The sequence below is a fragment of the Clavibacter davisi genome, assembly GCF_052751415.1.
The window spans coordinates 378,183-397,456 of sequence record NZ_CP199882.1 but is presented as its reverse complement, the minus strand read 5'-3'; the positions used below and the strand labels follow the sequence as shown (position 1 = coordinate 397,456).

At 74.4% G+C, this 19,274-nt stretch carries 17 protein-coding genes; 10 read left to right on the top strand and 7 right to left on the bottom strand.

From position 1 onward, the window contains the following. The first annotated feature begins 93 nt into the window (after window positions 1-93). Window positions 94-807, top strand: coding sequence for an SDR family oxidoreductase (locus tag ACU4ZT_RS01900; RefSeq protein WP_063070409.1), 714 nt, complete (start codon window positions 94-96; stop codon window positions 805-807). Between the two features lie 9 nt (window positions 808-816). Here the strand turns inward: ACU4ZT_RS01900 and ACU4ZT_RS01895 are convergent, their stop codons facing one another. Continuing rightward, a complete protein-coding gene (locus ACU4ZT_RS01895) occupies window positions 817-2,013 on the bottom strand; it encodes a glycosyltransferase (RefSeq protein ID WP_445337756.1) in 1,197 nt (398 codons plus the stop codon). A 64-nt stretch (window positions 2,014-2,077) separates the two neighbouring features. On the opposite strand from ACU4ZT_RS01895, the gene ACU4ZT_RS01890 reads away from it, so the two are divergent. Both ACU4ZT_RS01890 and ACU4ZT_RS01885 read left to right on the top strand, forming a co-directional pair. Beyond that, window positions 2,078-2,974 (top strand): UbiA family prenyltransferase, encoded by an 897-nt coding sequence (locus ACU4ZT_RS01890; RefSeq protein ID WP_254654430.1) that lies wholly within the window; start codon window positions 2,078-2,080, stop codon window positions 2,972-2,974. After that, on the top strand, window positions 2,971-4,404 hold the full coding sequence (locus tag ACU4ZT_RS01885; protein ID WP_063070412.1) for a phytoene desaturase family protein: 1,434 nt from the start codon (window positions 2,971-2,973) through the stop codon (window positions 4,402-4,404). The genes ACU4ZT_RS01890 and ACU4ZT_RS01885 overlap by 4 nt, the downstream gene beginning before the upstream one ends. A gap of 2 nt (window positions 4,405-4,406) precedes the next feature. Here the strand turns inward: ACU4ZT_RS01885 and ACU4ZT_RS01880 are convergent, their stop codons facing one another. Together ACU4ZT_RS01880 and ACU4ZT_RS01875 are read right to left on the bottom strand one after the other, a co-directional pair. Then, window positions 4,407-5,234 carry a hypothetical protein gene (locus tag ACU4ZT_RS01880; RefSeq protein WP_445337755.1) on the bottom strand — a complete coding sequence of 276 codons (828 nt, stop codon included), beginning with the start codon at window positions 5,232-5,234 and terminating at the stop codon, window positions 4,407-4,409. A 255-nt stretch (window positions 5,235-5,489) separates the two neighbouring features. Beyond that, a complete protein-coding gene (locus ACU4ZT_RS01875) occupies window positions 5,490-7,076 on the bottom strand; it encodes an MFS transporter (protein ID WP_445337754.1) in 1,587 nt (528 codons plus the stop codon). A 406-nt stretch (window positions 7,077-7,482) separates the two neighbouring features. Between ACU4ZT_RS01875 and ACU4ZT_RS01870 the strand changes: the two genes are divergently transcribed. From ACU4ZT_RS01870 to ACU4ZT_RS01860, 3 genes are all read left to right on the top strand, one after another. After that, on the top strand, window positions 7,483-9,453 hold the full coding sequence (locus ACU4ZT_RS01870) for a rhamnogalacturonan lyase (RefSeq protein ID WP_445337753.1): 1,971 nt from the start codon (window positions 7,483-7,485) through the stop codon (window positions 9,451-9,453). A gap of 85 nt (window positions 9,454-9,538) precedes the next feature. Continuing rightward, the gene (locus ACU4ZT_RS01865) at window positions 9,539-11,062 is read left to right on the top strand and encodes a sensor histidine kinase (protein WP_445337752.1); all 1,524 of its coding nucleotides are present in this window, start codon (window positions 9,539-9,541) and stop codon (window positions 11,060-11,062) included. Then, a complete protein-coding gene (locus ACU4ZT_RS01860; protein WP_414763637.1) occupies window positions 11,059-11,847 on the top strand; it encodes a response regulator in 789 nt (262 codons plus the stop codon). Before ACU4ZT_RS01865 ends, ACU4ZT_RS01860 begins: the two co-directional genes overlap by 4 nt. A 28-nt stretch (window positions 11,848-11,875) precedes the next feature. On the opposite strand, the gene ACU4ZT_RS01855 is transcribed toward ACU4ZT_RS01860, so the two are convergent. Then, complete coding sequence (locus tag ACU4ZT_RS01855) at window positions 11,876-12,298, bottom strand: hypothetical protein (protein WP_063070416.1); 423 nt, start codon at window positions 12,296-12,298, stop codon at window positions 11,876-11,878. A gap of 177 nt (window positions 12,299-12,475) precedes the next feature. Here ACU4ZT_RS01855 and ACU4ZT_RS01850 point away from each other — a divergent pair, with 177 nt between their 5' ends. The 3 genes from ACU4ZT_RS01850 (at window position 12,476) to ACU4ZT_RS01840 (ending at window position 15,249) form a co-directional block, all read left to right on the top strand. After that, entirely contained in the window at window positions 12,476-13,357 is an 882-nt protein-coding gene (locus ACU4ZT_RS01850; RefSeq protein ID WP_270980624.1) for an ABC transporter ATP-binding protein, read from the top strand. A gap of 74 nt (window positions 13,358-13,431) precedes the next feature. Next, entirely contained in the window at window positions 13,432-14,499 is a 1,068-nt protein-coding gene (locus tag ACU4ZT_RS01845) for an ABC transporter permease (protein ID WP_063070455.1), read from the top strand. A 198-nt stretch (window positions 14,500-14,697) separates the two neighbouring features. Next, window positions 14,698-15,249 (top strand): septum formation family protein, encoded by a 552-nt coding sequence (locus ACU4ZT_RS01840; RefSeq protein WP_445337751.1) that lies wholly within the window; start codon window positions 14,698-14,700, stop codon window positions 15,247-15,249. Between the two features lie 72 nt (window positions 15,250-15,321). On the opposite strand, the gene ACU4ZT_RS01835 is transcribed toward ACU4ZT_RS01840, so the two are convergent. The 3 genes from ACU4ZT_RS01835 to ACU4ZT_RS01825 all read right to left on the bottom strand — a co-directional run bounded on the left by ACU4ZT_RS01835 (window position 15,322) and on the right by ACU4ZT_RS01825 (window position 17,649). After that, complete coding sequence (locus ACU4ZT_RS01835; RefSeq protein WP_445337750.1) at window positions 15,322-16,179, bottom strand: Asp23/Gls24 family envelope stress response protein; 858 nt, start codon at window positions 16,177-16,179, stop codon at window positions 15,322-15,324. Between the two features lie 94 nt (window positions 16,180-16,273). Continuing rightward, window positions 16,274-17,092 (bottom strand): aquaporin Z, encoded by an 819-nt coding sequence (aqpZ, locus tag ACU4ZT_RS01830; RefSeq protein WP_445337749.1) that lies wholly within the window; start codon window positions 17,090-17,092, stop codon window positions 16,274-16,276. Window positions 17,093-17,199: 107 nt separating this feature from the next. After that, on the bottom strand, window positions 17,200-17,649 hold the full coding sequence (locus ACU4ZT_RS01825) for an Asp23/Gls24 family envelope stress response protein (protein WP_445337748.1): 450 nt from the start codon (window positions 17,647-17,649) through the stop codon (window positions 17,200-17,202). Window positions 17,650-17,917: 268 nt separating this feature from the next. Between ACU4ZT_RS01825 and ACU4ZT_RS01820 the strand changes: the two genes are divergently transcribed. Further along, window positions 17,918-19,186, top strand: coding sequence for an NAD(P)/FAD-dependent oxidoreductase (locus ACU4ZT_RS01820; protein ID WP_445337747.1), 1,269 nt, complete (start codon window positions 17,918-17,920; stop codon window positions 19,184-19,186). The last annotated feature ends 88 nt before the right edge of the window (window positions 19,187-19,274 follow it).

Here is a 19,274-nt window from a genome sequence, read left to right as displayed (position 1 = left end):
GCGGGCGGACTTGCCCTTCACGTCGACGTCAACTCCTAGCGTAGGCCGCGCCGCACCTCGCGAACGACGCGGGCGGCAGGAGGAAGAGCACGCATGGACATCCAGGATCAGGTCGCCCTCGTCACCGGCGCCAACCGCGGCATCGGCCGCACGTTCGTCGAGGAGCTCCTCGAGCGCGGCGCCCGCAAGGTCTACGCGACCGCGCGCCGGCCCGAGGCGATCGACATCCCCGGCGTCGAGGTGCTGCGCCTCGACCTCGCCGACCCCGCGTCGGTGACCGCCGCCGCCGAGGCCGCGTCGGACGTGTCGCTCGTGATCAACAACGCGGGCATCTCCACGGGCGCCGCGCTCATCACGGGCGACATGGCGGAGATCCGCCGCGAGATGGACACCCACTTCTACGGGACGCTCGGCGTGATCCGCGCCTTCGCACCCGTGCTCGCCGCGAACGGCGGGGGCGGGATCGTCAACATCCTGTCGGCGCTCTCGTGGTTCTCGACCTCCGCCAACGGCGGCTACGCGGCGGCGAAGGCAGCCGAGTGGAACATGACCAACGCGGTGCGGCTGGAGCTCGCCGGGCAGGGCACCCTCGTGCAGGGCGTGCACCTCGGCGCGGCGGACACCGACATCATGGCAGGCTACGACGGCCCGATGATCGCCCCGCGGGACGTGGCCCGGGCCGCACTCGACGGCGTGGCCGCGGGATCCGTCGAGGTGGTCGTCGACGACTGGAGCCGCATGGTGAAGGACTCGCTGGCCGGCGACCCCGCCCCGTTCTACGAGCGGATGCGCGCGATCCTCGGCTGACCGCCCGCCTCAGAGGGACTCGAGCACCTCGACCGCCTGATGCACCCCGCGGTCCTGCCGCATGAGCGCGCCCACCTCGGAAGCCCGCTCCCGCCGGCTGAGGGCCTCGCCCATCGCGGGCACGAGCGCGTCGACCGACAGGCGGCGCAGCGGGATCGGGGCGGCCGCCACCCCCCGACGGTGCAGCAGGGCGCCCCAGAACGGCTGGTCGGCCATGAAGGGGACGACGACGGCGGGCACCCCGGCCCGGGCGACGGCGTGCGAGGTCCCGGCCCCGCCGTGGTGCACGGCGAGCGCCGCGCCCGGCAGCACCCGGTCGAACGGCGCCGACCGCGTCACCAGCACGTCGGGGCCGCGGCACTCCGTCGGCAGCGCGAGCCCGCCCCACCCGGTGAGGACCAGCACGCGCAGGCCGTGGGAGCGGGCGGCCGTGACGATCGCGCGCCCGCGGGCCTCCGCGTGCCCCTTCGCCATGGAGCCGAACGACGCGACGACGACGGGTCCGGCGGCCAGGAACTCCTCGACGGCCGGGTCGAGCGACGCCGTCGGCGCCTCCGCGTACCAGGCCCCCGTCTGATGCACGCGCTCCGGCCAGTCGTCGGGCCGGGGCAGCAGCGCGGGGCTCGCGGCCATGAGCGTGGCGCGCGACGGCGAGCGCCGGGCAGGGCGGCGACCGCCCGGCAGCTCGGCCGCGGCGCGCGCCACGTCGCCGTCGAAGAAGCGGGCGATGGCGCGCGGCACGGCGTACGTGGACCGGTTGTGCGCGCCGAGATCGCGGGTGGCCGTGGGACCGCCGGCCGCGGGGAAGCGGTCGCTGGCGGTGGCGACCGGCGCGAACTCCACGACCACGCGGGGGACGCCGAGCGCATCCGCCACCATCGGCGCGCTGAGGATCAGGGGGTGGTGGACCACCACATCGGGCTCGAAGGCGACCGTCTCACGGACCGCGGCGACGATCGTCCGCTGCATCGCGGGCCGCACCTCCGTGCGCAGGTGGTGCGCGATGGCCCAGGGGGTGCGGCTCGCCGGGGTCAGCACGCGCTGCACGTCCAGGTCGAGGCGCACGCAGTCGACGCCCTCGGGCGCGACCCCGTCGTCGGGCAGGGCCAGCCGCACCTCGTGACCGCGGGATGCGGCGTGTCGGGCGAGGGCCGCGAAGGGCTCCACGTCTCCTCGGGTGCCGGCGGTGAGCAGCATCAGGCGCATCCGCCCAGTCTGGGCCCGGAAGCCGTAAGGCCGTCGCCCACGTCCACGGCGTACGGTCGATGTCGTGACCGATGGCAGTGAGCGCATGCCGCGCACCGCGCCCGCCGAGATCGCCGTGGCCGTGCGCCGCCTCGTGCTCATCTCGCGGCCGGTGCTCTGGATCAACACCATCGGGTCGGGTCTCGTGGCCGTCTGGCTCACGGGCGCTCTCTTCGACCTGCGGGCCCTGCCGCTCATCCTGTGGCTCACGCTCCCGTTCAACCTGCTCATCTACGGCGTCAACGACGTCTACGACCAGGACACGGATGCGACCAACCCCCGCAAGGGGTCCCTCGAGGGCGCCCGGATCCGGCCGTCCGAGGTGCGGCTCATCGCCGGGGGCGTCGCCGTCCTCAACATCCCGTTCCTCGTCTACTTCCTCCTGGTGCTGCCGCCGCTCGCGAACGCGGCGATCCTGCTCTACGCGGGCGTGTTCGTCTTCTACTCGGCGCCGCCGCTGCGCTTCAAGGCCCGGCCCTTCCTCGACTCGCTGAGCAACGCCGCCTACGCGCTGCCGCTGGTGATCGTGCCGGCCGCCCTCGGGGTGGCGCCGGTCTGGCCCGCCGCCCTCGGCCTCATGGCGTGGAGCGTGGCCAAGCACGCGTTCGACGCGGTGCAGGACATCGTGGAGGACCGCGACGCGGGCATCACCACCACCGCGGTGCGGCTCGGCCCGCGCGGGACGGCCCTGTGGAGCGGGGCCTGGTGGATCGCCTCGACGGCGCTGTTCGCCGTGGTGAGCGTGCCCGTGGCGGCGCTCGACCTGCTGATCGCCGGCATCCTGGTGGTGTCCCTGCTGCGCGACCCGACGCCGCAGACCGGCCACCGCCTCTACCGCCTGTCGGTCGCCTTCCCGTACATCGCGGGGACGCTGGCCGGGGTGCTGCTCCTGGTCGCGATCGTGTTCGGAGGCTACCCGTGAGCCGCATCGTCGTGGTCGGCGGCGGGATGGGCGGGCTCACCGCCTCCGCGCTGCTCGCGCACGCAGGCCACCGCGTGACCCTGCTCGAGGCCTCCGCCGAGCTCGGCGGCAAGAGCCGTCGCATCCAGCTGGGCGAGGACCGCGTCGACACGGGACCGTCGCTGGTGACGTTCCCGGCGGTGTGGGATGAGCTGCTGCGACGCCTCGGCGACGACGGGCACGCGTCCGATCGGATCCGCGGCGACGGCGCGCTCGACCTGGTGCGGATGCCCGAGGTGGGCCGCTACTACTTCGACGGCGACGAGACCTCGCTGCCGGTGGCGCCCGATCACCCCTGGTACCCCGCCTGGCGACGGTTCTCCGAGATCCACGCGCCCCTCGCCGACGACGTGACCGCCTTGCTGCTCGCCGACCCCACGGACCGGGCAGCCCTCCCGGCCGTACGTCGGCTGCTGGGCGTCTACGGCTCGCGCCTCACGACGCGGGCGTACCTCGACAGCCTGACCTGGCTGCCCGACGGGCTGCGCGAGATCATCGCGATCCACACCCTCAACGCGGGCGTCTCGCCCTCGCGCACGCCGGCCCTCTACGCGAGCATGCCGGCGATCATGGCGGAGACCGGCGCGTGGGTGCCCCGCGGCGGGGTCTTCGAGATCGTGCTCGCGCTGGGCCGGCTGGCCGAGGCGGCCGGGGTCGAGGTCCGCGTCGGCGAGGCCGTGACCCGCATCGAGCCCGGGTGGGTCACCACCGCGGCCGGGCGCCACCCCGCCGACCTCGTCGTCAGCGCCCTGGACGCCGACCGGCTCGCCGCGCTGATGGGCCCGTCGCGGATCCCCGCCCTCCCCCGCCGGCGTCCGCGCATCCTCTCCTGCTCGGCCGTCGCCGTGTACGGCGTGCTGCGCGAGGAGCTGCCGGCGCGCATCGCGACGCACAGCGTGGTGCTGCCGACGAAGCCGGCCGCGCTGCACCGCAGCCTGGAGGCGGGCGACGAGCCGGCGGACACCATGGTGTTCGTCAACCAGTACCGCGCCGGGGAGGTGTACCCGAACCCGCGCAGCACCGTCGGGATCCTGCTCACCGCGCCCGCCGACGGCGGTCGCTACACGGCCGAGCACCCCTTCGTGCGGCGCGAGGTCGACCGCGTCTCGGCGGCGATGGGGCTCGACGGGCCGCTCACCGACCTGCTCGACGAGACCACGATCCTCGATCCGCGCTACTACGGCGTCGGCGGCGAGCCGCACGGCGCCCTCTACGGAGCGGCGCGCCCGCCGTGGCTGAGCGGTCCGTTCCACCGCCCCTCCTACAACGACCCCTGGAAGCCCTGGCTGTGGCGCGTCGGCGCGTCGGTGCACCCCGGCGGCGGCATCCCGGCGGTGGTGGGCGGCGCGATGATCGCGGTGACCCGGCTGCTGAAGTCGAGCCCGGCCTGACGCTACCTCGGCGTGCGGGTCGGCGACGGCACGCGCCCCGAGTCGTCGACCCGCACGTGGACGGCGTCGCCGCGCAGGTCGAAGAGGAGGGCCGTGCCCACCGGGTACTCGTCGCGCAGCTCCTCGGGCGCGCCGATGCCGACGACGAACTGCGCGGACGCGCCGAACGCGCCCGCCGCGCATCCGCCGCCCTCGGTCGAGCCGAGCGCGGCGCGCGACGGCTGCACCGAGAGGCACTCCGCGCGGACCTGCGGGTACGCCGACCGGTCGTTCTCGAGGCGCACGAGCGTGAGGCCGTGGAAGCGGGCGGATCCCGTCTCCGCGCCGCCGAAGTAGTCGCGCATGTAGACGGGCAGCTCCTGGTCCGGGTCGAAGCGCACCACCGCGACCTCGCGCCCGACGGGAGCGGTGACCGTCGCGACGATCACCGCGGTGACGGCGACGGCCGCGGCGACGGAGGCGGCCCAGAGGATCGCGAGGCGGAGGGCGGCGCGCGGGCGGGATCGGGCGGAGGGCGCGTCGTCGTCGGCTGAGCCGCCCGCGGTGTTGGTGTCGGCGGGGGCATCGTGGGCGGCGTGGGCGGCAGCTCGTCGCGCATCGGCATCCGCGACGCCCGCGCCGACGCCGCGTCCGGGTGCGGATGCCGCCGCGTCCGTCCGTGTCACGACCGGCGCATCCGCCGTGCGCGCCTCGAGCACGCGCAGCCGCGCGAGGTCCGCCGGATCCGCGTCGCTCCCCGGCCCGTACGCCCGGCGTCGCAGCTCGGCCAGCTCCGCGCGCTCGGCCCGCCGGGTCCGGGCATCCGGGTCCGCGCGCTCGTGGGGCTCCATCTCCCGATCCTGTCACCGCGAGCGGTCGGCGACCGGGCTGTCGACCCCGCTGGCTCGCCGACCGCGTGCCGGGCGCCGAGCTCGTGATCCGCCCGGACGACGGCCACATCTCCGTGCTGCGCGGCGCCGAGGACGCGCTCGGGCGGCTGCGGGAGCGGATCCGCAGCGCCGCATGGAAAGAGGTACGCACCCGCGGAGACGGCTCTCGCCGACCCGGACGGATCCGGATCGGCGAGAGGGTCGAGCGGCGCGGGGTCAGTGCCCGCGCGACACCCGCCGCGGCAGGGCGAACACGAGCGCGAACGCGACGACCGCGAAGATCGCGCTGACGCCCATGGCGGACGCCGACGCGTCGGTGAACGCCTGCGGCACCATCTGCGGGCCGCGGATCCCGGCGCCGGCCACGCCCGCGAACAGCACGCTGCCGATGACCGCGATGCCGACCGCCGAGCCCACGCGCTGCACGGTGCCGATCACGCCGGAGGCCGCGCCCGCCTCCGCGGGGTCGACCGTGGCGACGATGAACTGCGCGTTCGGCGCGATGAAGAGGCCGTTGCCGATGCCCGCGAGCAGCAGCGGGACGAGCAGCATCCAGCTGTTGAGATCGGCCGCGGCCGTGTTGAGCAGCACGAGCCAGAGCCAGATCAGGCCGACGCTGACGAGCGCGGTGCCGATCACGAGCACGGTGCGGCCGAGGCGGTTCGTGAGCCGGTTGCTCTGCGAGGAGCCGACGATGCTGCCGATGGCGAACGGGATGGAGACGAGGCCGGACTCGAGCGCGGAGTTGCCGAGGCCGGACTGCCACAGGATCGAGATGGTGAAGAAGATGCTCGTGAAAGCCGCGAAGTAGACCATCGCGAGGATCACGCCGCCCGTGAACGCCGCGTGCGAGAACAGGTGCGGCGGCACGAGGACACCCTTCGAGCGCTTCGTCTGCAGGACCTCCCACGCGCCGAACAGCGCGAGGAGCACGACGCCGCCCGCGAGGGAGAGGTAGGTCCAGAGCGGCCAGCCCTGGTCCTGGCCGTCGATGAGCGGCACGAGCAGGGCCACGAGGCCGGCGCTCACGAGCAGGATGCCGACGAGGTCGACGCCCGAGGCGGCGGGCTTCGCGGCGGCCGTCCCGCCCTGCTGCGCGCCCGCGCGCTGGCCGGACTGCGCGCGCACGTCGCCCGCGACCTCCTCGGCCACGCGGCGGCTCGGGAGCAGGAAGATCGCGGCGATGACGGTGGCGATGCCGACGGGCAGGTTCACGAAGAAGACCAGGCGCCAGCCCGACTCCTCCCCCGCGGCCTGGATGATCAGGCCTCCCACGATCGGGCCGAGCGCGGACGAGACGCCGATGACGGCGCCCATGATGGCGAACGCCTTGCCGCGCGCCTGCGGCGGGAACAGCAGCTGGATGAAGGCGGTCACCGCGGGCACGAACAGTCCGCCGGCGAGCCCCTGCACCACGCGCGCGATCACGAGCTGGAGGTCGTCCTGAGCCACACCGCACGCGAGGCTGGCGAGCGTGAAGAGCGCGATGCCGGTCACGAACACCCACTTGTGCCCGTAGCGGTCGCCGAGGCGGCCCGCGGGGATCAGCGCGAGGCCGAACGCGAGCGCGTAGCCGGAGATGATCCAGCTCAGCGTCGACTCGGAGGCGTCGAGGCTCGTGCGGATGGTCGGCAGCGCCACGTTCACGATGGTCGTGTCGAGCAGCGCGATGAACATGCCCGCGAGCAGCACGATGAGCGCCTGCCAGGCACGGCGGGAGACCACGGGGGCGGACGGACGACCGGCGTCGGGCGCGCCGGTGCCGCGCGCCGCGGGGCGAGCGGATGCGGTGGTGTCGGACATGGGGTCCTTTCGTTCCGACGCGGGCGTCGGCGGTGGTGCGGGCGGGATCCGGCTCGGCGGACGCAGAAGACGGGGGGCCGCAGGACCGGGCGGTCACGCGGCTCGACGCGGGGCGGGCGCTCGAGGACGGATCCGCGTCGGTGCGGGAGGACGGCCGGGCGATTGGACCCGTCCCTCCAGTGTGTCACTGGTTGACGGATGCGGCCCATCCGGATGTCCGCGGGAGCACGGTCCGAGCGGCCGTCCGCGCGACGTGCCCGGCTTGGGGACGGCCTTCCCGACCGGCACGCGCGCGGCCGTACCCTGACGACCTCGACCGGATCCTGGATCCGTCGACCTCCCGCGCGACGCGCGCGACCCGCCCCGCTGCACGACGCCCGTCCGTCCCCACCTGCCCGGAGGCACCATGTCCCGCCCCCGCACCGCCCTCCGCTCAGCCCTGCTCGCCGCGCTCGTCGCCGGTGCCGTCGGGATCGCCCAGCTGCCCGCCGCCGCGCCCGCGAGCGCCGCGGCCTCGGGAACCGACGCCGTCGCCGCGTCCCACGGCCCGCGCCAGATGGAGCGCCTCGACCGCGCTCCCGAGGCCGCCGCGGTGCCCGGTGGCGTCCACCTGTCCTGGCGGATGCTCGGCACCGACCCCGACGCCATCGCGTTCGTCGTCGATCGCGACGGCACGCGGATCACGCCGTCGCCCCTCACGCACGCGACCGACATGACCGACCCGGGCGGCGGCGCCGGCTCGCACTACGTCGTCTCGAGCGTGCTCCACGGGGTCGAGACGCCGGTCACCGCATCGTTCGGCGTGCGCACGAGCCCCTACACGTCGGTGCCGCTCGACCGGCCTGCCGACGGCGTCACCCCCGCCGGCGAGACCTACAGCTACAGCGCGAACGACACGAGCGTCGGCGACGCCGACGGCGACGGGCAGTACGAGCTGTTCGTGAAGTGGGATCCGAGTGACTCCAAGGACAACAGCCAGGGCGGCTACACGGGCCCCGTGCTCCTCGACGCCTACCGGCTCGACGGCACGCGGCTGTGGCGCATCGATCTCGGCCCCAACATCCGCGCCGGTGCCCACTACACGCAGTTCCAGGTCTACGACTACGACGGCGACGGCCGGGCCGAGGTCGCCATGAAGACGGCCGACGGCTCGGTCGACGGCCAGGGGACGGTCATCGGCGACGGCCAGGTCGATCACCGCGGTTCCGACGGCCGCGACCTGACCGGCCCCGAGTTCCTCACGGTCTTCGACGGCCTCACGGGTGCCGCCATCGACACCGTCGACTACGACCCGCCGCGCGGCGTCGTCACCTCGTGGGGCGATGCGTACGGCAACCGCTCCGAGCGCTTCCTCGCCGCCACGGCGTACCTCGACGGCCAGCACCCGAGCCTCGTCGTGGGCCGCGGGTACTACGCGCGCACCGCGGTCACGGCGTACGACCTGCGTGCCGGCCATCTCGTCGAGCGCTGGAAGCTGGACAGCAGCGCGCCCGGGAACTCGGCGGCGGCCGGCGAGGGCAACCACAACCTCGCGGTGGCCGACGTCGACGGCGACGGCCGGGACGAGGTCGTCTACGGATCCATGACGGTCGACGACGACGGGAAGCTGCTCTACAGCACGGGCCTCGGCCACGGCGACGCGCTCCACGTCGGCGACCTCGTGCCCGGCAACCCGGGCTACGAGGTGTTCGCGGTGCACGAGATCATGTCGCACTCGGGCAACCGGGCCGCCACCATGCGCGATGCCCGCACGGGCCGCATCCTGTGGAGCATCCCGGGCGACCACGACACCGGGCGCGGCTCGGCCGCCGACGTGGATCCGCGTCATGACGGCGCCGAGGCGTGGGCGTCCGGCGTCGGATCCGACGGCCGCGACCATCCGCAGCTCCGCACGGCCGACGGCCAGCTCATCGCGAACCGCATGCCCGGCACGGACTTCACGGCCTGGTGGGATGGGGATCCGCTCCGCGAGATCGTGGACGACGACTACGACCCCTCCATCGGCGCCGGCACGCCCACCATCTCCAAGTGGGACTGGAAGACGGCCACCGAGAGGCCACTCCTGCGCGCCGAGGGCGCCCTGTCCGACAACGGCACCAAGGGCAACCCCATGCTCCAGGCCGACCTCATGGGCGACTGGCGCGAGGAGCTCGTGTGGCGGAGCGCCGACTCGAGCGAGCTGCGCATCTACTCCACCACCGACCAGTCGGACATGCGGCTCCGCACGCTGATGCAGGATCCGGTCTACCGGTTGGGCGTCGCGTGGCAGAACACGGGCTACGACCAGCCGCCCGAGGCGAGCTACTTCATCGGCCAGGGCATGGGCACGCCGCCGAAGCCGGACATCTACCTCACCGGATCGTCCGCGGGGCGATAGCGCGGATGCGGACGCGGACGCGCTCCCCGGTCGGTTCCCCCGATCGGCGGACGCGCCCTGCCCCGCCCGCCGATAGCGTGGCCGGATGAGCGCCCCCTCCGCCCACGCCGGCGTCGCCCCGGACGCCGCCCTCGACCCCGTCGACCGGTTCTGGGTGCGCCCGCGACCCGAGCGGGCGGGGCTGCGGTTCGACTTGATGCTCGCCGCGGTGATGCTCGTGCTCACCACCTTCAGCGTCATGCAGTACTACGCGCTCGGCATGTACCCCTCGCGGCCCGCGATGTGGGTCATCGCCGCCTGGATCGTGCTGATGTGCGTCCCGCTCGCCTTCCGCCGCCTCCAGCCGGAGGCGGTGACGCTGGTGCTCGGCGCGACCTTCGTCATCGGCGCATACCAGTTCGTGCCGGAGGTGCTCTTCTCCAACATCGCCATGTTCATCGCCATGTACTCGCTGGGCGCCTGGGGCAGGAACCGCCTGCGAGCCAACATCGTGCGCGGCGTCATCGTCGTCGCGATGTTCGCGTGGCTGTTCGGCTCGCTGCTGCAGACCTCGGGCTTCTACTCGCTCGCCAGGTCGACGTTCGAGCGCGCGCCGGCCGACGCCTGGATCCCCGCGCCCGTCGCCGCCGGCCTCATCTCCATCATCACGAACCTCCTCTACTTCGGCGGCGCCTGGTACTTCGGCGACCGCGCGTGGGCGTCGGCGCGCGACCGCTGCGCGCTCGAGACGCGCACGGCCGAGCTGGCGACGGAGCGGGAGCGGGTCGCGGAGCAGGCGGTCACGCTCGAGCGGGTGCGCATCGCGCGGGAGCTGCACGACGTCGTCGCCCACCACGTCTCGGTGATGGGCGTGCACGCGGGCGCCGCGCGCCGGGTGCTCGCGCGGGACGCCGACAAGGCCGCCGCCTCCCTCGGCATCGTCGAGGACAACGCGCGCAGCGCCATCGAGGAGCTGCACCGCATGCTCGTCGCGCTCCGGCAAGAGGACGACGGCCAGGGATCCGCCGGGCACGACGACGCCGCCGACCCGACCCGCACCGCGTCCACCCGCGGCGTCGGCCAGCTGCCCGAGCTCGTGGCGGATGCGTCCGGCGCGGGCCTCCAGGTCGCCTTCGACGTCGTCGGCACCCCGCGGCCGCTCACGCCCACGGTCGACCTCATCGTCTACCGGGTGGCCCAGGAGTCGCTCACGAACGTGCGGAAGCACGCGGGCACGGGCGCGCGCGTCGACCTCCGCCTCCGCTACCTCGCCGACCGCGTGGAGGTGGAGGTCAGCGACGCCGGGCCCGCGGGGGCCGCGGCCTCGGCGGCGGCGGGTCCCGTGCGGAACGGGCCCGGCGGGCTCGGTCAGCGCGGCATGCGGGAGCGCGTGGCGGCGGTGGGCGGATCCATCGAGATCGGCCCGAAGGCCCGCGGCGGCTACCTCGTGCGCGCCTCGGTGCCCACGTCGCCGGCCCTGGCCGTGCCGCCCGTGCCGATGCCGGTGCCCATCGACGTGACCGTCCCCGCGCCCGCTTCCGAGCCGGAGGCCGCATCCGCACCCGCGTCCCTCATCGAGCCCGCATCCACACCCGAACCCGCATCCGTCCCCGAGGAGACCCGCGCATGACCGCCGACCCGACCGATCCCACGACAGGGACCGCCGCGCCCGCCGCCGTCCGCGTCCTGCTCGTCGACGACCAGGCGCTCGTGCGCGCCGGCTTCCGCGTGATCCTCGAGAGCGAGGACGGCATCGAGGTGGTCGGCGAGGCCGCGGACGGCGAGGAGGGCGTGCGCCTGGCCGCCGCGCTCGCGCCCGACGTGATCTGCATGGACGTGCAGATGCCGCGCGTCGACGGCCTCGAGGCCACGCGGCGCATCGTCGCCGACCCGGCGATCCGGGCGGGCGTCCTCATGCTCACCACGTTCGACCGCGAGGACTACCTCTTCACCGCGCTCGACGCGGGCGCGAGCGGGTTCGTGCTGAAGAGCGCGTCTCCCGAGTCGCTCGTGGAGGCCGTGCACGTGATCGCGCGCGGCGACGCGCTGCTCTCGCCCGACGTCACGCGCCGGGTCATCGAGCGCTTCGGCCGCGGACCCGCAGCGCCCGGCGGATCCGGCGCATCGGACGGTCCCGACGCACCCCGCGGATCCGACGAGGGGACCGCCCCCGCCGCGACGCCCGCGATCCCCACCGACCCGCGCGTCCAGACCCTCACCGACCGCGAGCTCGAGGTGCTCCGCCTCCTCGCCGAGGGCCTCGCCAACGCGGAGATCGCCGAGCGTCTCTACCTCGGCGAGGCCACCGTGAAGACCCACGTCTCGCGCCTGCTGCTGAAGCTCGGCGTGCGCGACCGGGTGCAGGCGGTCGTGTTCGCGTACGAGCGCGGGATCGTGGTGCCGGGCGCGAGCTGATCCGCCGAGGACGCCGCCGCAGAACCCGCTACGCGTAGGCGGTGATCGCGGCCGAGTCCACGAAGCCGGCCGGGCGTCCGGGCTGCCGCGCGGCTCCCCCGGCGAGCGCGACCGACGCGAGGGCGACCGCGACGCCCGCGAGCACGGCGGCGGCCACGGGGCCGACCGACGAGTGCGCGAGCACCAGGCCCGCGACGAAGGCGACGGCCTGCACGAGCCAGAGCGCGTGGATCCACCAGCGCCACGCCCCGCGACGCGTGGCCACGCGCTCGAGCCCGCGGCGCACCTGGATGAGCGCGGCCACCCGCACGACGAGCGACAGCGTCACCAGCGCGAGCCCGCTCAGGGCCAGCGGCGGGGTGCCGATGTCGGTGGCGATCAGCGCGAAGAGCACGAGGCCGGCCGCGCCGACCCCGTCGGCGACGGCCTGGACGACGGTGGCGATGCGCATGGTCCGACCCTAGGAGCGGCGCCCGCGTCGAGCCAGGCGCGGCGGCACCCCAGATCGGGGGTCCACGTGCCCCCGTCCCGTCCCCCTCCGGGTTCCCCCTCATGGCGGACTCCCCGGCGCAGCCCCGCACCTAGCGTGAGCAGCACGGATCACCCACGCCCACCGAGGAGGCCCTCCGTGCTCGAAGTCCACAACGTCACGCGATCGTTCGGGGACCGCCGCGTCCTCGACGACGTGTCCTTCGCCGTCAGGCCGGGGAGGCTGACCGGCTTCGTCGGCGGCAACGGCGCCGGCAAGACCACCACCATGCGCATCATGCTCGGCGTGCTCACGCCCGATTCCGGGACGGTGTCGCTCGACGGCACCGACCTCGGCACCTCGAGCCGCCGCACGTTCGGCTACATGCCGGAGGAGCGCGGGCTGTACCCGAAGATGAAGCTGCAGGAGCAGATCGTGTACCTCGGCCGCCTGCACGGCATGTCCGCGTCCGACGCGACCACGAGCACCGAGCGCCTGCTCGAGCGGCTCGGCCTCGGCGAGCGCCGGAACGACGCCATCGAGTCGCTGTCGCTCGGCAACCAGCAGCGCGCGCAGATCGCCGCGAGCCTCGTGCACGACCCCGAGGTGCTCGTGCTCGACGAGCCGTTCTCGGGCCTCGACCCGATCGCGGTCGAGAACGTGCTCGGCGTCCTCACGGAGCGGGCCGCGCAGGGCGTGCCCGTGCTGTTCTCCTCGCACCAGCTCGACATCGTGGAGCGCCTCTGCGACGACGTGGTCGTCATCGCCGAGGGCCGGATCCGCGCATCGGGCGACCGCGAGCAGCTGCGCGACGAGCACAGCCGCCCCCTCACGGAGCTGCAGATCGACGGCGACGGCGGATGGGTGCGCGACGTGCCCGGCGTCGAGGTCGTCGAGTTCGACGGCGGCTACGTGCTCTTCGAGGCCGACGACGCCGCGCGCCAGCGCGTGCTCGCCGAGGCCGTCTCCCGCGGATCCGTCACGAGCTTCACGCGCCGCCGCCCCACCCTCAGCGAGATCTTCCAGGAGGTCGTCCAGTGAGCACCACGTCCACCGCGTCCGGCACGAGCCGCGGCGCCGCCCGGGGCCAGGCCCCCACGTTCGGCCAGTCGACGATGCTCGTCACCGGCCGGGAGGTGCGCATGCGCCTGCGCAGCAAGTCGTTCCTCATCAGCACGGCGATCCTCCTGATCGGCGTCCTCGCCTCCATCGTCGTCTCGGGCTTCCTCGCCGGCCGCGAGACCGGGGGCGACACGACGCGCGTGGCCGTGGTCGGCGCGGCGACGCAGGCGGTCGACCGCGCATCCGGCCTCGAGGGCGTGCCCGCCGACAGCGTCGAGGACGCGCGCCAGATGGTGCGCGACGGCGACGTGGACGCGGCCGTCGTGCCCGACGACGCGGCCCCGGCCGACGGCGCCGTGCTCGTGATCGGCGACACCTCCGCCCCCGACGGCGTCGTGCAGGCGCTCACGGAGGCGCCGCGCGTCGAGCTGCTCCAGGAGCCGACGACCAACCCCGCGATCGGCTACCTGATGGCGGTCGTGTTCGGCGTCGTGTTCTTCATCTCGGCGCTCACGTTCGGGCAGATCATCGCCCAGAGCGTCGTGGAGGAGAAGCAGACCCGCGTGGTGGAGCTGCTGATGTCGACGATCCCCGTGCGCGCGCTGCTCGCCGGCAAGGTGCTCGGCAACAGCATCCTGGCGTTCACGCAGATCGCCCTCATCGCCCTGATGTCCGGCGTCGGCCTGCTCGTGACGGACCAGACGGCGCTCCTCGCGGTCGTCGGACCGTCGGTGCTGTGGTTCGTCGTGTTCTTCCTGTTCGGCTTCGTGCTGCTGGCCTCGCTGTTCGCGGCGGCCGCCTCGCTCGTGTCGCGCCAGGAGGACGTGGGCGCGGTGACCATGCCCGTCACCTACCTCGTGATGATCCCGTACTTCGCGGTCATCCTCTTCAACGACAACCCCACGGTGATGACGATCATGTCGTACGTCCCGGTCTCGGCGCCGGTGGGCATGCCGCTGCGCCTGTTCACCGGCACCGCCGAGTGGTGGGAGCCGCTCGTGTCGCTCGTCGTGCTCATCGCGACGACCGCCGTGGTGGTGGCCCTCGGATCCCGCATCTACAGCAACTCGCTGCTCCGCACCGGCAGCCGCGTGAAGCTGAAGGACGCGCTGAAGGGCTGATGCCCGCGCGGCCCGGCCGCATCTCGACGACCGCCCGGTCGCGTCCGCTCCCCCGCGGACGCGGCCGGGCGCGCGTGCGTCCGATCGCGGCCGGCCGGCGCGCGCTTCGGCTGACGACGCGGGCGTGGCGAGCGTGCACGCGGCGACCCCGTCTCCCGCTACGGTGAACCCGATCCGCTCCACCACCCCGAGGACACCATGGCCACCGCTGCCCGCCGCACCATCCTGCCCACCGCGCTCGCGGCCGTCCTCGTCGCCGCCGCGCTCAGCGGATGCTCGCCGCAGCAGATCGCCGATCTGCTCCCGCACGACGCCCCGCGCGACGAGCAGGGCGCCATCACCGCGAGCGGCTCGACCGACGTGTTCGACCTGCGCCAGGGCGACTGCATCGAGGACCAGTCGCTCGTCGACAGCCTCTCGAGCGAATCCGGGAACGGGGCCTCGCAGGAGGTGCACGACGTGCGCACTGTGCCGTGCTCCGACCCGCACGACTTCGAGGCGTACCGCGACGTGACCCTCACGGGCGGGTCCGACTACCCCGGCGCGGACCCCGTCGACGCGCAGGCCGACGAGGCGTGCGGCAAGGGCTTCGACTCCTTCATCGGCTTCGACTACCAGGACTCGGCCTACGAGTACACGTACTACCAGCCCACCGCCGAGGGCTGGATGACCGGCGACCGCACCGTCACATGCCTCGTCGGCGATCCCGCGGGGAAGACCACCGGCTCGCTGAAGGGCATCGGGCGCTAGCGGGCTTTCCGCGCCTCGCCGAGGCGGCTCGCGCGGGCTGGCTCGCGCGGGCCGGCTCGTGCAGGCCGGCTCCTAGGGCCGCTCGACGGCAGCCGGGCCGTCCACCTCGACGCGGGTAGTGCCGTCGGCGCGCTCGTCGACGACCAAGGGGACCTCGGGGTCGTCCGGGTCATCCGCACCCGCCTCGGCGTAGGTGTCGAAGTCGGCGGCCGTGGAATCGTCCTCGACGGAGCGGTCTCGGGTGGATGCGTCCGCATCGCGCTCCGCGGCCGCCTCGCGAGTGTCCTCGACATCAGCCTTCGCGGAGTCCGCGAGCACCGCGCCGACGGCCCTCGCGCGGCCGGCGAGCTCGGATCCGACCTCCCTCGCCGTGTCGCCCGCGCGGTCCCCGGCGTCCCGGGCGCGATCGGCGGCATCGACCGAGGCCTCGTGCACGCGGTCGGCCGCATCGGACCCGGCCGCCTCCGCCTTCTCGAGCGCGTCGGACCCGGCGTCCTCCGCCCGCTCGAGCGCGGCGCCCGCCGGCGATTGCTCGTCGTCGAACGGGCCGTGCACGTCGGCCACGCGGATGTTCACGCGCACCGGACCGGGTGCGATCTGCCGGGCAGCGCGCGCGACCTGCGCGCGGGTCCGGTCCACCACGTCCTGCACGGGCGCGGGGTACTCGACCACGAGGTCGATGTCGATCACCGTGCCGCCCTGCTCCTCCGACACGGTGACGCCGGGCCCCGTGCTCGTGCCGCGGATCGCCCGCGATGCGGCGCCGAGGGCCCGCGCGGCCGATCCGCCGAGGTGGTGCACGCCGGTGACGCCCGCGGCGGTCTCGGCCGCCGCGACGCCGATGCGCTGCGCGGCGGTCTCCCCCTCGGGGTGCGCGGCCTCGATGCCGGTCAGATCGACGGGACGGATGGCGGGTGCGGCGTCGTTCACGGCGGTGCTCCTTCGGTGGGTGCGGATGCGGATGCGGGTGCTGCTGGTGCGGGTCAGGCGGCTGGACGTGCGGAGAGGCAGGCGGGCGGGCGGATCAGGCGGGCACGTCGGCCGCGCGGGTCAGCACGCGGTGCGCGAGGCCGGCGATCGCCGCTCCCACGAGCGGCGCGACGATGAACGCCCACACCTGCCCGAGCGCGACCGGCCCGCCGTAGACGGCGGCCGCGATCGAGCGGGCCGGGTTCACGGACGTGTTGCTGACCGGGACGCTGATGAGGTGGATCAGGGTGAGCGTGAGCCCGATGACGATCGGCGCCACGGCCGCGTAGGCCTTCTGGGCGGTGACCGCGAGGATCACGGCGACGAAGACGGCCGTCAGGATCACCTCGATGAGCAGCACCGCGCCGAGGCCGAAGCCGCCGGGCGACGCGTCGCCGAAGCCGTTGGAGGCGAAGCCCGCGTCCTGGGCCGAGGCGAGGTAGCCCGCCGGGCCGTCGGCGGCGATGAGCGCGAGAGCGCTGGAGGCGAGGATCCCGCCGACGAGCTGCGCGACGACGTACCCGGGCACCTCGCGCCAGCCGATGCGGCCGGCGACCGCGAGGCCGACGGTGACGGCCGGGTTGAAGTGCCCGCCGGAGATCCCGCCGACCGCGGCGACGCCCGCCATGACGGTGAGGCCGAACGCGAGCGCGACCCCGAGGAAGCCGACGCCGGTGGCGTTGCCCTCGTCGGGGAAGGCCGACGCGTAGAGCGCCGTGCCGACGCCGCCGAAGACGAGGAGGAAGGTGCCGAACGCCTCGGCGCCCCAGCGGGCGGCGTTGGAGGGGCGGTTCCCGGCGGCGGCCGCCTTCTGGCCGCGGCCCTGGGCGGGCGTGTCGCGGGGGGCCTTCGCCGGGGTGGTGGACGTGCTCATCGGATCTGTCCTCGGTGTCGGAGGGGTGCGGCGGTGGGAGGCGCGGACCGGCTTCGGCCCGTGCGGCGGCGGGGCCGGGTCTCGCCCGGTCCCGCCCGCGGGTGGTGCTACTGGACGCGGCTCTTCGCGGAGTCGTCGTCCTCGTCCGCGTCGTCCGAGGGGATGTGCACGTCGGAGACGGTGACGTTGACCTCGGTCACGTCCATGCCGACGACCTCGGAGATCGCGTCGGTGACGGCCTCACGGATGCGGTCGGCGAGGTCCTGCAGCGCGACGGGGTACTCGGCGACGACGATGACGTCGGCCGCGACCTGCTTCTCGCCGACCTCGACGGAGATGCCCTGACCGCGGTTCTGCTGGCCGATGACGTTGCGGATCGCGCCGACGGCGCGTGCGGCGCCGTTGCCGAGGTCGTGGACTCCGGCGACCTGGCGGGCCGCGATGCCCGCCACCTTCTCGACGACGCCGTCGGCGATCGTGTTCGTGCCCGAGGTGGAGCCCGCGGGGGTGTGCTTCGCGGCGCTGCGGCTGGTGGTGGCGGGGGTGACGTCGGTCATGGGGTGCTCCTGGTGATCGGTGGCGCGCCCCGGATGCGGGTCGCGGTGCCGGCTGGATGACCGGCACGTCAAGGAGACGGGCAGGGCCACCCGGTCGTCCCGGACGTCCAGGGATCCTCCAGGCAGGAGCGGCTGCGCTTCGCTGCGCGGCCAGCGGGAGGCGGCGCGCGTGCGCTTTCCGGCCAGGAGCCGGGGCACGGAGGCACGCGGGGCGGACCCGTCCGCCGACGCCCGCACGGATGTCGCAGGTCGGGCCTAGGTTGAGCCCATGACCGCTGCTCCCGGCACCACCCCGCACCACGACGTCGTCGTCATCGGCGGGGGGAACGCGGGGCTCTCGGTCGCGGGGCGCCTCCGGCGGTACGGCGTCGACGACGTGGCGGTCATCGAGCCGCGCGACACCCACTACTACCAGCCGATGTTCTCGCACGTCGCGGGCGGCACCGCGCGCGCGTCGCAGGCCACGCGGCCGCAGGGGTCCGTCACGCCGAAGGGCGTCACGTGGATCCGGGATCGCGTCGCCGGCATCGACCCGGTCGCGAAGACGGTCGCGCTCGCGTCCGGCACGCGGGTGTCGTACGGGCAGCTCGTCGTCTGCCCGGGCATCCAGAAGGACTGGGATCGCGTGCCCGGCCTCGTCGAGGCGATGGACTCGCCCGTCGGCATCTCCAACTACGAGCACCACTACGCCGCCAAGGCGTCGAAGGTGCTGCGGGACGTGCGCTCCGGCACGGTCGTCTTCACGCAGCCGGACGGCCCGGGCACCTGCTCGGGCGCGTCGCAGAAGCCCATGTACCTGGCGTGCGACCACTGGCGCGCGCTCGGCGTGCTCGACGACATCCGCGTGGTGCTGGTCCTGCCCACGCCCACCATGTTCGGCATGCCGCTCATCGACGCCGAGCTCGAGCGCAAGGTCGCCGAGTACGGCATCGAGGTGCGGTACGGGCGGGAGCTCGTGGGCGTGGATCCGGTCGCCCGCACCGTGGAGATCGCCGGCGTCGACCGCTCCCGCGCGCTCCTCGGACCGGACCACGCCGCGCAGCAGGGCCTCGACGATCCGGAGCGCGAGACCCTCGCCTACGACGTGCTGCACGCGGTGCCGCCGCAGTCGGCGCCCGACTGGCTCGCCGGCACCGGGCTCGCCGCTCCGGGCGACACGGGCGGCTTCGTCGAGGTGGATCCGCTCACGCTCCGCCACCCGCGCTTCCCGGACGTGTGGGCGCTCGGCGACGCGGCGGCCACCACGAACTCGAAGTCCGGCGGCGCGCTCCGCCAGCAGACCACCACGGTCGCGAAGAACCTCGTCGCCGCGCTCAAGAGCGAGCCCCTGCCGCAGGTCTACGACGGGTACTCGGTGTGTCCCTTCGTCGTCTCGCGCTCGACCGTCGTGTTCGCCGAGTTCGACGACCGCTACCGCCCGAAGCCCACGATCCCCGGCTGGAAGGGCCTCGCGAAGGAGCGCCGCATCACGTTCCTCGCCGACCGGTACGTGCTGCCGTGGGTGTACTGGAACCTGATCCTCCAGGGGCGCGCCTGAGCCGCGGGCGCCGGCCCCTCCGCTGGTCGCACCGGGCCTGATCCGGGCCCGGTCCCGCCGCCGACCCGCCGTCGCCGCCCGCGGATCC

Bases quoted from the DNA above. Each gene is read 5' to 3' on its own strand.
- aqpZ (WP_445337749.1), bottom strand. From the start codon at position 17,092: ATGAGCACGTCCACCACCCCGGCGAAGGCCCCCCGCGACACGCCCGCC.
- ACU4ZT_RS01860 (WP_414763637.1), top strand. From the start codon at position 11,059: ATGACCGCCGACCCGACCGATCCCACGACAGGGACCGCCGCGCCCGCC.
- ACU4ZT_RS01840 (WP_445337751.1), top strand. From the start codon at position 14,698: ATGGCCACCGCTGCCCGCCGCACCATCCTGCCCACCGCGCTCGCGGCC.
- ACU4ZT_RS01825 (WP_445337748.1), bottom strand. From the start codon at position 17,649: ATGACCGACGTCACCCCCGCCACCACCAGCCGCAGCGCCGCGAAGCAC.
- ACU4ZT_RS01820 (WP_445337747.1), top strand. From the start codon at position 17,918: ATGACCGCTGCTCCCGGCACCACCCCGCACCACGACGTCGTCGTCATC.
- ACU4ZT_RS01870 (WP_445337753.1), top strand. From the start codon at position 7,483: ATGTCCCGCCCCCGCACCGCCCTCCGCTCAGCCCTGCTCGCCGCGCTC.
- ACU4ZT_RS01845 (WP_063070455.1), top strand. From the start codon at position 13,432: ATGCTCGTCACCGGCCGGGAGGTGCGCATGCGCCTGCGCAGCAAGTCG.
- ACU4ZT_RS01895 (WP_445337756.1), bottom strand. From the start codon at position 2,013: ATGCGCCTGATGCTGCTCACCGCCGGCACCCGAGGAGACGTGGAGCCC.
- ACU4ZT_RS01875 (WP_445337754.1), bottom strand. From the start codon at position 7,076: ATGTCCGACACCACCGCATCCGCTCGCCCCGCGGCGCGCGGCACCGGC.
- ACU4ZT_RS01865 (WP_445337752.1), top strand. From the start codon at position 9,539: ATGAGCGCCCCCTCCGCCCACGCCGGCGTCGCCCCGGACGCCGCCCTC.
- ACU4ZT_RS01880 (WP_445337755.1), bottom strand. From the start codon at position 5,234: ATGGAGCCCCACGAGCGCGCGGACCCGGATGCCCGGACCCGGCGGGCC.
- ACU4ZT_RS01900 (WP_063070409.1), top strand. From the start codon at position 94: ATGGACATCCAGGATCAGGTCGCCCTCGTCACCGGCGCCAACCGCGGC.
- ACU4ZT_RS01855 (WP_063070416.1), bottom strand. From the start codon at position 12,298: ATGCGCATCGCCACCGTCGTCCAGGCCGTCGCCGACGGGGTCGGCGCG.